The sequence below is a fragment of the Bacillus sp. FSL M7-1020 genome (genome assembly GCF_038050415.1).
In the GTDB taxonomy this organism is placed as follows: Bacteria; Bacillota; Bacilli; order Bacillales; family Bacillaceae_G; genus Bacillus_A; species Bacillus_A toyonensis.
Genome location: NZ_JBBOTW010000001.1, coordinates 3,637,681 through 3,649,466 on the forward strand (window position 1 = coordinate 3,637,681; position 11,786 = coordinate 3,649,466).

General features: G+C 34.0%; 15 protein-coding genes and 1 pseudogene. 5 read left to right on the forward strand and 11 right to left on the reverse strand.

Going from position 1 to position 11,786, the window contains the following annotated elements; genetic code table 11:
• Nucleotides 1-16: 16 nt before the first annotated feature.
• Nucleotides 17-1,693: an oligo-1,6-glucosidase gene (gene malL, locus MHB70_RS18385; protein ID WP_000415210.1), complete on the reverse strand. Its 1,677-nt coding sequence runs from the start codon at nt 1,691-1,693 to the stop codon at nt 17-19.
• Between the two features lie 266 nt (nt 1,694-1,959).
• Between malL and MHB70_RS18390 the strand changes: the two genes are divergently transcribed.
• Nucleotides 1,960-3,060, forward strand: coding sequence for an ABC transporter ATP-binding protein (locus MHB70_RS18390; RefSeq protein WP_000818938.1), 1,101 nt, complete (start codon nt 1,960-1,962; stop codon nt 3,058-3,060).
• Between the two features lie 64 nt (nt 3,061-3,124).
• On the opposite strand, the gene MHB70_RS18395 is transcribed toward MHB70_RS18390, so the two are convergent.
• The 3 genes from MHB70_RS18395 to MHB70_RS18405 form a co-directional block, all read right to left on the reverse strand.
• Nucleotides 3,125-3,634: an SDR family NAD(P)-dependent oxidoreductase gene (locus MHB70_RS18395; protein WP_000218407.1), complete on the reverse strand. Its 510-nt coding sequence runs from the start codon at nt 3,632-3,634 to the stop codon at nt 3,125-3,127.
• 64 nt (nt 3,635-3,698) lie between these two features.
• Entirely contained in the window at nt 3,699-3,797 is a 99-nt protein-coding gene (locus tag MHB70_RS18400; RefSeq protein ID WP_000145639.1) for a hypothetical protein, read from the reverse strand.
• Between the two features lie 152 nt (nt 3,798-3,949).
• Nucleotides 3,950-4,405, reverse strand: a complete 456-nt coding sequence (locus tag MHB70_RS18405) for an RDD family protein (RefSeq protein ID WP_000769093.1) — start codon at nt 4,403-4,405, stop codon at nt 3,950-3,952.
• 131 nt (nt 4,406-4,536) lie between these two features.
• On the opposite strand from MHB70_RS18405, the gene MHB70_RS18410 reads away from it, so the two are divergent.
• A complete protein-coding gene (locus MHB70_RS18410) occupies nt 4,537-4,968 on the forward strand; it encodes a DUF3997 domain-containing protein (RefSeq protein WP_000758796.1) in 432 nt (143 codons plus the stop codon).
• A 46-nt stretch (nt 4,969-5,014) separates the two neighbouring features.
• On the opposite strand, the gene MHB70_RS18415 is transcribed toward MHB70_RS18410, so the two are convergent.
• Nucleotides 5,015-5,779 carry a hypothetical protein gene (locus tag MHB70_RS18415; RefSeq protein WP_000973887.1) on the reverse strand — a complete coding sequence of 255 codons (765 nt, stop codon included), beginning with the start codon at nt 5,777-5,779 and terminating at the stop codon, nt 5,015-5,017.
• A 36-nt stretch (nt 5,780-5,815) separates the two neighbouring features.
• Complete coding sequence (locus MHB70_RS18420; RefSeq protein WP_001116885.1) at nt 5,816-6,544, reverse strand: DUF4184 family protein; 729 nt, start codon at nt 6,542-6,544, stop codon at nt 5,816-5,818.
• Between the two features lie 116 nt (nt 6,545-6,660).
• Between MHB70_RS18420 and MHB70_RS18425 the strand changes: the two are divergent.
• Both MHB70_RS18425 and MHB70_RS18430 read left to right on the forward strand, forming a co-directional pair.
• Nucleotides 6,661-6,905 (forward strand): annotated as a pseudogene (locus MHB70_RS18425) (hypothetical protein).
• Between the two features lie 10 nt (nt 6,906-6,915).
• The gene (locus MHB70_RS18430; RefSeq protein ID WP_061529585.1) at nt 6,916-7,668 is read left to right on the forward strand and encodes an AAA family ATPase; all 753 of its coding nucleotides are present in this window, start codon (nt 6,916-6,918) and stop codon (nt 7,666-7,668) included.
• Between the two features lie 28 nt (nt 7,669-7,696).
• On the opposite strand, the gene MHB70_RS18435 is transcribed toward MHB70_RS18430, so the two are convergent.
• From MHB70_RS18435 to MHB70_RS18445, 3 genes are all read right to left on the reverse strand, one after another.
• Entirely contained in the window at nt 7,697-8,872 is a 1,176-nt protein-coding gene (locus MHB70_RS18435; RefSeq protein WP_000552062.1) for an acetyl-CoA C-acetyltransferase, read from the reverse strand.
• Nucleotides 8,873-9,011: 139 nt separating this feature from the next.
• On the reverse strand, nt 9,012-9,461 hold the full coding sequence (locus tag MHB70_RS18440) for an NUDIX hydrolase (protein WP_000540531.1): 450 nt from the start codon (nt 9,459-9,461) through the stop codon (nt 9,012-9,014).
• 107 nt (nt 9,462-9,568) lie between these two features.
• The gene (locus tag MHB70_RS18445) at nt 9,569-9,862 is read right to left on the reverse strand and encodes a DUF3928 family protein (protein ID WP_000288323.1); all 294 of its coding nucleotides are present in this window, start codon (nt 9,860-9,862) and stop codon (nt 9,569-9,571) included.
• 177 nt (nt 9,863-10,039) lie between these two features.
• Between MHB70_RS18445 and MHB70_RS18450 the strand changes: the two genes are divergently transcribed.
• The gene (locus tag MHB70_RS18450) at nt 10,040-10,657 is read left to right on the forward strand and encodes an ImmA/IrrE family metallo-endopeptidase (protein WP_000371628.1); all 618 of its coding nucleotides are present in this window, start codon (nt 10,040-10,042) and stop codon (nt 10,655-10,657) included.
• 29 nt (nt 10,658-10,686) lie between these two features.
• Here the strand turns inward: MHB70_RS18450 and MHB70_RS18455 are convergent, their stop codons facing one another.
• Nucleotides 10,687-10,971 carry a hypothetical protein gene (locus MHB70_RS18455; RefSeq protein ID WP_001190630.1) on the reverse strand — a complete coding sequence of 95 codons (285 nt, stop codon included), beginning with the start codon at nt 10,969-10,971 and terminating at the stop codon, nt 10,687-10,689.
• A gap of 51 nt (nt 10,972-11,022) precedes the next feature.
• On the reverse strand, nt 11,023-11,784 hold the full coding sequence (locus MHB70_RS18460; RefSeq protein WP_061529586.1) for a DUF1129 domain-containing protein: 762 nt from the start codon (nt 11,782-11,784) through the stop codon (nt 11,023-11,025).
• Nucleotides 11,785-11,786: the final 2 nt, after the last annotated feature.

The window sequence follows — 11,786 nt, forward strand, 5'->3', positions numbered from 1 at the left end:
GACATAAGGCTTTTTCTTATTTCAATTTATACACCATTGCTTCATATGGACGCAATGTAACGTTTTCCATTAATCCATTTTCCGAGTCATAATTGTGTATTAACAGTTCTGATTCACTATAAACAATGTTCTCAGGCAATTCAAATACACATTGATCCGCAGTGAAGTTTGCAATCACAAGTAGCTTTTCTTCTCCATATGTTCTTACATAAGCAAAAATAGAAGGGCTATTATCTAGTATTAAATCATACGATCCATACACAACTATTTCATTATTTTTGCGTAACTCAATTAATTTCTTATAGTAATAAAAAATTGATCCTTCGTCTTGGATTGCTTGTTTCACATTAATCTCTTTGTAATTAGGGTTTACCGTAATCCAAGGTTCACCCGTTGTAAATCCAGCGTGATACTGATCATCCCACTGCATCGGAGTTCTAGCATTATCACGACCTTTTATATAAATAGATTCCATGACTTTTTCTTTATCTTCACCACGGTCTATCACTTTTTCTTTATACATATTTAGCGTTTCAATATCTCGATATTCATCAATTGATTCGAATCGAACGTTAGTCATTCCGATTTCTTCTCCTTGATAAATATATGGTGTTCCTTTCATCATATGAAGCACCGTCGCTAACATTTTCGCAGATTCAGTACGATACATCCCATCATTACCAAAACGAGATACAACGCGTGGCTGATCATGGTTATTCCAATACAGGCTATTCCATCCTGTATGCTCTAATGCTTTTTGCCACTTTGTTAAATTCTGTTTTAAAGTAAGAAGTGGACATGGTTTTACATCCCATTTTCCGCCTTCTCCTGAATCTAAATCCATATGTTCAAATTGAAATACCATTTGTAGTTCTTTTCTAGCTTCTCCTGTATACAATTTAGCTTCTTCTGTCGTTACACCAGGCATTTCACCAACCGTCATAATATCATAATGAGACAATACTTCTTCATTCATTTCATGCAAATATTTATGAATGTTTGGACCGTTCATAAAATGCTTATGACCTGAAACATACCCCTCTTCTTCTGTTTCAACAGTCGGTAAACCTTCTTCTTTAGAAATAAAATTGATAACATCCATGCGGAATCCATCAATTCCTTTTTCTAACCAAAACTTCATCATTTCATAAACATCTTGTCTTACCTGTTCATTATCCCAATTTAAATCCGGCTGTTTTTTAGAAAACAGATGTAAATAATACTCATCTGTCATTTCATCATATTGCCATGCAGATCCACTAAAAGCTGCTCCCCAGTTATTCGGCTCTTTCCCTTCTTTTCCAGAACGCCATATATAGTAATCTCTATATTTATTATCTGTTGATTTACGTGATTCAATAAACCAATTATGTTCATCAGAAGTATGATTAACAACTAAATCCATCATAAGTTTCATATTACGTTCATGCATTTCATGTAATAGCTCATCCCAATCTTCCATTGTTCCGAACTCGTTCATAATTTTACAATAATCACTTATATCATAACCATTATCATCATTTGGAGATTCATAGACTGGCGATAACCAAATTACATCAATCCCTAATTCTTTTAAGTAATCTAGCTTTGAAATAATACCACGAAGATCCCCTATACCATCACCATTACTATCCATAAAGCTACGAGGATAAATTTGATATACTACACTTTCTTTCCACCATTGTTTTTCCATTATGCTACCCCATTTCATTAGTAATTCATTCTTCTCTTTCTCCCCAAGGCGCAAACGTTTTCACTAATGAATGATAACAGATTCTATCTTAATTTAAAATAGCGCTTACAATTTTTATCCTTCTTTTTCTAGGAAAACATATGAAAACTACTACATATCACTCGAATAAATGAAAACGTTTTATTTTTTTATTTATTTTTTGAATCTATTCGTTTATAATAAATTCAAAGAAAACGTTTGCATAATTTTTTCTAGGGGGAAATACCATGGCAGAACTGAAATTAGAAAACATTTATAAAATATATGATAATAACGTAACCGCTGTAACAGATTTTAATTTACACATTCAAGATAAAGAGTTTATCGTATTTGTTGGTCCTTCTGGATGCGGAAAATCTACAACATTACGAATGGTAGCTGGACTTGAAGATATTTCAAAAGGAGAATTTTCAATTGATGGTAAGCTAATGAATGATGTTCCTCCAAAAGATCGTGATATCGCAATGGTTTTCCAAAACTATGCTCTTTATCCACATATGAGTGTATATGATAATATGGCATTTGGATTAAAGCTTCGAAAAATACCAAAAGATGAAATCGATCGTCGTGTGAAAGATGCCGCACGAATTTTAGGGCTTGAACAATATTTAGATAGAAAACCAAAAGCGTTATCAGGTGGACAACGCCAACGTGTTGCGTTAGGTAGAGCAATCGTTCGAGACGCGAAAGTTTTCTTAATGGATGAACCATTATCAAACTTAGATGCAAAACTCCGTGTTGCAATGCGCTCAGAAATTTCTAAGTTACACCATCGCCTTGGAACAACGACAATTTATGTAACACATGATCAAACAGAAGCAATGACAATGGCTTCCCGTCTTGTTGTTATGAAGGACGGAAAGATTCAACAAATTGGAACTCCAAAAGAAGTATATGAAACACCTGAAAACATTTTTGTTGGCGGATTTATTGGCTCTCCAGCTATGAATTTCTTCCGTGGTACATTAACTGAAACTGATTTCGTTATAGATAATTCATTGAAAATCAAAGTATCTGAAGGAAAAATGAAATTATTACGTGAACAAGGTTATGTAAATAAGGAAATCGTTTTAGGAATTCGTCCTGAAGATATTCATGATGAACTACTATTTTTAGAGGCTTCACAATCTACTACTTTCACATCAAAAATTGAAGTTGCTGAGTTGTTAGGTGCTGAATCCATTTTATATATGAAACTTGGAAATCAAGATTTTGCAGCACGTGTTGATGCAAGACATATATTCTCACCTGGAGACCAAATTAAATTAGCATTTGATTTAAATAAAGCGCATTTCTTTGATAGCCAAACCGAACAACGTATTCGCTAAAAAAATTTTCTTGTATATAACATACAAAAAAACCGTCCACATACATTGAGGGCGGTTTTCATTATTATACTAGGGCTTCTACTGTATGAAATGATTGTCCTTTCGTGCTAATAATACCGAAAATCGGTAAGTCACTAAGCACCACTTCTTCTTGCTGTTTCATAAAAGATGACGTTAATTGTTTTATCTCTATCCAAACGTCATTAATACAAAGTACATTGGAATCGTTCTCTTGTTGGCGAGAAAAAATAGAATCTATTTTATATAAACCAGCATTTTGAAAAAGCATATCAATGCGACTGAATGCATTCAAAGTAATACTGATAACACGTTGCCAATCTCCTTGTTTTTCCATATCATAGGATACAAAAAGGGCTTCTCCGCCTAGATTCGTAATTTCCTCCACTGTTGCTTGTCCACTATCTTGATCAATGTCCGTCACAATTACTTTTGCGCCTTGTTTAGCCAACAAAAGAGCTGTATTACGTCCAATACCGATGCCACCGCCAGTTACGATAGCAACTTTTCCTGCAAGCTTCATTTTCATTACCCCTTCTATAAGTCTTACCGTCATTCAGTATACTCCTTTATAAGATTAGTCTGCAAGCAAGAAAAGTTACTCTTTTATTTGTAAGCGATTACTTTTTTACTCCTTCTTTTTTCTTACTATTACACTGATCGAAAACGAGACCAACGAAAATTAAAATCCCCCAAAAGATTATGCTACCTCCCGTCATTACAACTTCCCCCTTCATTATATAAAGATATTATTTTCATTTATTATACCATTTTCTTAATTTTCAATCTATTGAAAAAGGACTTTCTACTTCGAAAAATATCCTTCCATAATAAAAAACCTTTTTATGTACAAGCATAAAAAGGTTTTTTATTATACTAGATTCATCACTTTTGTCTTTGTAATTAAATCATGAAAACCGCAATTATCTTTGCGGAACAACATCATATATACGTTGCATATTAACGGAATTCCAAGTAACAACATGTTCGGTAATAACAATACAAAAAATCGTAAAGTTAATGTTTGCAACGTTAATTTTTCACTCGTCAATGAAATCAATTTTGTTCTCGTTATTTTTTTCCCAAGTGTAACACCGTTCCAAATAAAAGGTAACAAAATAAAATATAGAACCATTAATATGAAAACTACTGCGAGATCATATCTATAGTCACCGAAACTTATATTAAACCGATTAAAAATAGCACTATAGTTTCCGGTCATAACAGCTACTACTGCACCATACATAACCGAGATTAAAAACATGTCAATTAGGGAAGCACCTATGCGATTCATTACAAGCGCTGGACGATGCATCTTCAACTTCATTTTATGTCGACTCCTTCGTATCCTTCTTTACCCGTTACATCGTACCACTTCTAAAAAACATTGTAAACTGGCGTTTCTCTTACTTTTCTTGTACAATGTGTTACAACAGCATTGTAAAGGAGGTTCCCATATTGAAAAAATGGATAATCCTATTCGTCGCCGTCCTATTAACTGCTTGTACAGGAAATACAAACCATGTATCTTATACGATTAACGATGAATACGAACTCATACGTACTTCTGGAAATGCATTTGAACTGTTCCCTACGCAAGATGCTGTATATGCCACACAATACATCCCTGCCAAAATTACAGACATCGCTTGGGATGATAAATACATTATTGTAAAACAAACAGAGGAAAAGTCAGATCCAAATAACCCTGACGCAGCAATTGCAAATAAAAAAAGTGAACATTATTGGATTATTGACGTAAAGCACAATAAACGTTTCGGTCCCTATAATGAAAAACAATTTAATGAACAAAAAGATGCGTTTAAAATTAAAGTGCCTTTTCAAAATGTAGATTCATACATAAAAGAAATAAAAAAACAGTCAGCATAATATATAGAATGCTGACTGTTTTTCCTTATATCATTTTAAAAACATATTACTCAGAAAGTGAAATGTTAAAACTTTGTGATTCTTTAACAGTTTCTTGTGTTTCTGTGTCTCCTGCCATTAAATCATCCGTTGTAAATTTAATATCCTTTACCTTTTCTTTTCCATCATCAAGTATTAAACCGATAATTCCATCTCTTGTTTCACCAGGCTTATAATCTTCTCTTGATACATTTTTCGTACCAACGAGCGTATCTTCATCATATAAAAAGTTTTGAGTCGCTACTTTAAAATGTTGCTTATCATTAATCGTAACATCATTCATAGAGAAAAATTGCATATTTTTATTCCCGCTATTTTCCACCTTATATGTAATTTCAACGTAACGAATCGTATCACTAATCTCTGTTCCACTTAGCGATGCATATAATTCAGCATCTTCTTGACTTACCTTATCGCCCAATCTACGCTTTACTTCGTCAGGAGTTAATGCCGTATATGCTTTTAATGTATTTTTTGCGTCTTCACTCATTTGTGATAAAGAGATTACTTTCACATCTTGTACATGAATTTTCATTGGTGCTACTTCAAATGTTTGATTCACAGAATGTATCTGCTCTAACTTGAAAGTACCCCATCCTGTTTCTTTCACTTTTTGCCCAATTTTTTTTAGCTCACGCCCACCATATTCTTTTGTTTCAGGAATAGATTCTTTCTTCTTCGGTTCAGCTTTCTTTTCTTCTTGATGGAAGCAACCACTTAACATAAGAAGAAAACTACATAAAACAAAAATACTTTTCCATGCTTTCATCATTTAATTTCTCCTAACACTATCATTCATTAAAATAAATTAGTCCCTAGTCTTGTAAACTATAGAAACAATAAGAAGTCCACAAAACGAACTTGTCAGTCCAGATACTATTATACCCCCTATTTGGAAAATATGAAAATAGGGATTTACGAACGCGTGAACGATAAATATAATAGTTGCCACAATGATTGCCGAAACCCAATACTTCCTTTTTTCTGAAGCTATAATAATATCTTTCCCTGTTTCATCTTTATACTTCCATAGTACGTGTAATAGTAATAATAAACCAACACATGTACTCCCATGTTGCATATATTTATACACCGGAATACTATGTAATTCTCTTTGTAACAATGGTATTTCCATAACGAAGTAGCCTGTATTATGAGTAAACGCATCCCAAACAACATGCGTGAGCATACCAAATAAAGCAGAATAGCAAAATACAAAGAAATCCTTCCATGTATGAAGTCCCCACCTCTCATCTACTGCATATGTATAGTAGCCAGCAAATGGTTTAGCTAAATGTGTTATAAACGGCTTTTTTAAAATGTAATGATATATGTATGCTAATAGAAAGACAAGAGGTAAATTTAAATATAAGAACCCAAGCCACGTATGTCCAATCACGCCATACGGTCTAAAGTGTAAAAAATATTCAAAGTCAGGTGCCATACTACCTAATATAAGAGCCGTTACTGAAATATAATTAACCTGCTTTTTAGAAAAAGGGAGAACAGCTGCTGGATGCGCAAATGTAAACGGCATATTTTAACTCCTTTTCATATTTCCAATAGAATATCATCTATCATAACGAGAGAATTGACCTTCATGCAATGTTTATTTTCACATTGGAATATGATAGTTTCCATGTTATAATCCTCATGAAATATTCAGAAAATAAAATGGGAGTTCTCATGTCATTAACACTTTTCTTTTTTCTATGGAAGAACTTAAAAATTATAAAATATACGCCTGCTCTCGTTGGCTTTATAAGCGTTCTTTCCATTTTTATATTGCAGAGAATGACGTTCGGCTGGGAAAATCTCGGTTTTGGCGCACTTTATTAGCAAGTCGTCTTACACTTGTATTTTTTGCTTTTTTTAAATCAAAATCCGTTATGAATTGAGGTTTATATATTGATTGACGTACCCTTTTTAAAAAGTGTCACATTAAAAAAAGAAGATATCCCTAGCTTTTCCGCATATCCTTACTGTTTACCCGCTATTCGAACATTACAATCGCTCCTTTTCCATCCAAATGTAACATTCATTATTGGAGAAAACGGAACAGGTAAATCAACACTACTTGAAGCAATTGCAATTGCTTTAGGTTTTAATGCTGAAGGTGGAACGAAGAATTTCCGTTTTAGCACAAATAATTCACATTCATCTTTACATGAATATCTTCGAATTTCAAAAAGTTTTAATACACCAAGCGATGGTTTCTTTCTTCGCGCTGAATCATTTTATAACGTCGCTTCTTATATCGATGAAATGGATGCTGATCCAGAAGCACGCGGAAATCCAGTTATTGACTCATATGGTGGTATCTCACTACACAAACAATCACATGGCGAATCATTTTTCTCCTTATTTATGAACCGTTTTTCAGGACAAGGTTTATACATTTTAGATGAGCCTGAGGCAGCTTTATCCCCGATGAGACAACTTTCCATGCTCATTCGAATGCACGAACTAGCTGAACAAGGTTCACAATTTGTTATTGCCACGCATTCCCCTATATTAATGGCTTATCCTGAATCTACTATATATTCTTTAACACAAGAGGGGATTCACGAATCATCTTTAGAAGAAACGGAGCATTATCAAACGACGAAACTTTTCTTTGAAAATAGCGATCGATTATTCCATCATCTATTTGAGTCGTAAAAAAGAAGCAGCAAACGCTGCTTCTTTTTTATAACGCTTCTATAAATAAGGCAACCCCGATACCGCCACCGACGCATAAAGAGGCAATTCCTTTTTCTAATCCACGTCTTTTTAATTCATGAATTAAACTTACAGTGATACGAGCTCCTGTACAACCGATTGGGTGTCCAAGTCCTACACCACTACCGTTTACATTCACTTTTTCACGGTCTAAACCTAATTCTTTCTCTACAGCTAGGTATTGCGCAGCGAAAGCTTCATTAATTTCAAGTAAATCTGCATCTTCTAATGACCAATCTACTTTTTCTAATCCTTTACGAATTGCTGGTGCTGGTCCAATTCCCATAATTTTAGGATCTACTCCAGCTACTGAATAGCCAACAATTCTAGCTAACGGTTGTAAGCCTTTTTCTTTCGCTTTTTCTTCACTCATTAATACTAGAACTGCACTTCCGTCATTAAGACCAGATGCATTCCCTGCCGTTACAGATCCATCTTTACGGAAAGCTGGTTTTAATCCAGCTAATTTTTCCGCTGTAATATCTGCACGCGGATGTTCATCCTTAGAAAATACAATTTCTTTTCTACGCTCTTTTATTGTAATAGGAACAATTTGATCGTCAAAGTATCCAGACTCGATTGCTTGTAGTGCCAATGTATGACTGCGAAGCGCAACTTCATCTTGTTCCTCTCTTGTAATTTCATATTGTTCAACTAAATTTTCCGCTGTTTCACCCATCATAATATGATGAATCGGATCTTCTAGCACTTCCCACACCGTATCACGAATTTCTCCGTGCTGTAGACGTTGTCCCCAGCGGTGCTGTTTCAATGCATAAGGGCTCGAACTCATCGCTTCTACTCCACCTGCAATAACAACATCACTCACACCTAATTGAATTTGCATTGCAGCTGACATAATTGCTTGCATACCTGAAGAACATTGGCGTTGGATTGTATAGCCCGTAACTGTGTCAGGAAATCCTGCCGCTAATGCAGCCGTTCTCGCCGTATTTGCTTCATCAGTTCTTTGAATACAATGACCTAAAATTACTTCATCAACTTCATGTGGTTCTACCCCGCCTCGTTTTACAGCTTCCTGAAGTACAGGAACAGCTAATTCTACTGGTGTTATATTTTTTAGTGCTCCTCCGAAAGTTCCAATTGGTGAACGAACTGCAGCTGTAATGACAACATTATGCATTTTGTACTTGCCCCTCTCTTATGTACCCTAGTCAGTTTTTAGGTGAAATTCCATAAGATGTATATCTAAAACTATCATACTATAAACATACTAAAAAATCAAAATATTTAATATAATAAAAATAGAAGGAATTAACCTTCTATTCTGTTAATGCGTATAGGAATTTTTGTAAAATCTTCTCTGTTGTTTTATTCAAATTCGGTAACTTATCTACCGGAAAATATTGAAGCTGTAATCCTTCATGATCAAGCTTAACTTCCCCACTCACATGATGCCCCTGATACAGATGAATGACATTAAAAATTTCATCTCCATTTGGATATTGGAAGTACACTTCTTTTCCCGAAAGAACCCCGATAAATTGCATAATTTTCGCGTTTAGTCCCGTCTCTTCAAATAGTTCTCTGCGAGCAGTTTCTTCTGTCGTTTCTCCTAGCTCCATCGCTCCGCCAGGTACACCCCAATCATATGTGTCTGAACGATATTGAAGCAATACTTCTTGCCTATCATTTAATATAATAATTGCTGATCCTACTAAAATAAGTGGCCTTGTACCAACGACTTTACGTAACTCTTCAATATACCCCAATATGTAAACTCTCCTTTCCTCACCCTCCCTTATCATAACAAAATTTTTCTCATTTTGTTGATGTAAATTTCAAGAAAAAAAGGAAGCTTTCGCTCCCTTTTTTCACTTTATTTCTTAAAACTTTCATATTTTACAGCTTCAAAAGCTTCTTCAATTTCATCATTACGATAATGAACGTATGTAAAACGCCCCAATTCTACTAATCTTGCTATTTCTTGTAACGCTTTATGTTGATCATATGTTTCCCCCAGCTTAATATGTACGTAAAACTTCATTAATGGATGTTCATATACAGGTTCTCCCACCTCTACATATACATCTTCAACCCCTTGCACAACTTTTACATAACTCGCAAATTGATAAAGAGCTTCTCTGTCTGAAACGATTTTTAATGTATACATATATTCTCCCCCTTTCCTTTACTATATCAAAAAGATGACCATACTACGTTATAGAACTATGAAATTTTTTCGACTTGTAGTCTATATATTCATGTAATAAACAAGGCGTTTATCCATACATAGCACCTTTTTCTCACATATATTATAGGAAGAATTTTTTCATTTGAGGTGTTCCCTATGGATCCATACGTCAATATATGTATTTGCATTACGCCAGGCGCCAACATTTCTGAAGACCGTATCGCAAAAGATTTAGCAGTCGCAGAATCAATTTGGCACCCCATTACATTTCAAATTCAAGAAGTAATTGTATTAAATGAGCTTTTTCGTTTTTCAGACCGTGAAATTAGTTATAAAAATTCTATTCAAAGTCAGGAAAAATTAGCAGCCTTTTTCCAAACGTGTGTAAATGAAGCTCCAGAATGTGATCTTTATATTTGTTATATTGGCAGTGATTATTTTAAAGAAACAGCAGTAATTGCCTGTGCTTACTCTTTAGCTAAACAACAACAACTTACTGGTTATATCGTTTTAACAAATTCAGCCGCTCCTATGAAAAATATATATACGCTCGCTCACGAAATTGGCCATATTTTATTCACAAGGCGCGTTCACGGAAAACTTACACATGCAGATCCTCATTCTCCAACTGGCTCGGAACACCACCCTTCTCCATCAAATCTGATGTACCCTATAGTCCCCCGCCCAGAAAACGTCCATATTCATTCCTTATTAACAAACGAACAAAAAGAACTCTCTTTACAAAGCTCTTTATTACAAAGAAAAAAACAGTAACAATCTTATTACTGTTTAAAACAACTTATTTAATCAACAAACCAAGTCCCGGCTGCTAGAAATAAAAATAGACAACTAAACGTAAATGTAATCCCTCTAAAAATCCCTATATAATATTTCTTTGGAAATAATTTTTTGCATATCCAGAGCAGCCTTTTTCCTATTAACCCGAAGAACAAAATATATCCTGATGTGTCATCTAATAAAGTATCAAAATAGTTATCATGTACCTTTTTCGAAAAGGTAGTATATAGCCCGAAAATTGTTAAACCTAGAAATATAATAGATAATATACCTAGAAATATACTTTGCATATTTGTTCCCCTCTCAATAAAATATTCCGTTCGCTCAATATCAGTAAAACACTAGTTTACAGTTTTTTGCTCTTCATTTTTTAAAGACCATCGCATTAATACATATAAACTTCCATACAGAAGTAAAGGCTCTAGTATTCCCCAATATGGGTTTTGCTTTCCTAATTCTTTAAATACAAACATAATTAATAGCGGTATAATAACAACTAGCATTCCAATCCATCCAAGTATGTACGCTTCCCCAATTAACAATACTAATAAGACAATTCCAGCTAGTATGTAACTTTGTATAGTAGTTAATTGCAATACAGGTGTCCCATACCATTTATTCATAAACATTAATAATACTGGTAATAAAATTGGTAGCAAAGCTGCTACATAAATAATGCTAAATTCTTTTATTTTGCTTTTAAATGATGACATCTTAAAAGCAAAAATAATACCCACAATAGTAATCATTAAAACAATTGGGTATCCAATCAATTGTACATTCGTTAATGTAAATTCATGATTCGGACTTTCAAATAAAATATTTGTAACTAACCAGTATCCACCAATACCAATAATCATTCCTAAAATACTTTTTATACTCCCGCTTTTATCCTTCTCCATCTCTTTCACCAATTCTTCTGCATACTCTTTTGGTGAATCACCAAATATATCACTTACCGTCTTCCCCTTTTTTTCACCTTCTATTAAATGAAGTTCTGCATCTTCTAGAAAAGCGTCCACATCTTCTTCTTTAATCCCTTTTGTTATTAAATATACTTTCGTATCGATTAAAAACTCTTCTCCTTCTTTAGAAACCTTCATTA

Coding starts and splice junctions, on each gene's coding strand:
- malL (WP_000415210.1), bottom strand. CDS start 1,693: ATGGAAAAACAATGGTGGAAAGAAAGTGTAGTATATCAAATTTATCCT.
- MHB70_RS18390 (WP_000818938.1), top strand. CDS start 1,960: ATGGCAGAACTGAAATTAGAAAACATTTATAAAATATATGATAATAAC.
- MHB70_RS18395 (WP_000218407.1), bottom strand. CDS start 3,634: ATGACGGTAAGACTTATAGAAGGGGTAATGAAAATGAAGCTTGCAGGA.
- MHB70_RS18400 (WP_000145639.1), bottom strand. CDS start 3,797: ATGACGGGAGGTAGCATAATCTTTTGGGGGATTTTAATTTTCGTTGGT.
- MHB70_RS18405 (WP_000769093.1), bottom strand. CDS start 4,405: ATGAAGTTGAAGATGCATCGTCCAGCGCTTGTAATGAATCGCATAGGT.
- MHB70_RS18415 (WP_000973887.1), bottom strand. CDS start 5,779: ATGATGAAAGCATGGAAAAGTATTTTTGTTTTATGTAGTTTTCTTCTT.
- MHB70_RS18420 (WP_001116885.1), bottom strand. CDS start 6,544: ATGCCGTTTACATTTGCGCATCCAGCAGCTGTTCTCCCTTTTTCTAAA.
- MHB70_RS18435 (WP_000552062.1), bottom strand. CDS start 8,872: ATGCATAATGTTGTCATTACAGCTGCAGTTCGTTCACCAATTGGAACT.
- MHB70_RS18445 (WP_000288323.1), bottom strand. CDS start 9,862: ATGTATACATTAAAAATCGTTTCAGACAGAGAAGCTCTTTATCAATTT.
- MHB70_RS18450 (WP_000371628.1), top strand. CDS start 10,040: ATGGATCCATACGTCAATATATGTATTTGCATTACGCCAGGCGCCAAC.
- MHB70_RS18455 (WP_001190630.1), bottom strand. CDS start 10,971: ATGCAAAGTATATTTCTAGGTATATTATCTATTATATTTCTAGGTTTA.
- MHB70_RS18460 (WP_061529586.1), bottom strand. CDS start 11,784: ATGAAGGTTTCTAAAGAAGGAGAAGAGTTTTTAATCGATACGAAAGTA.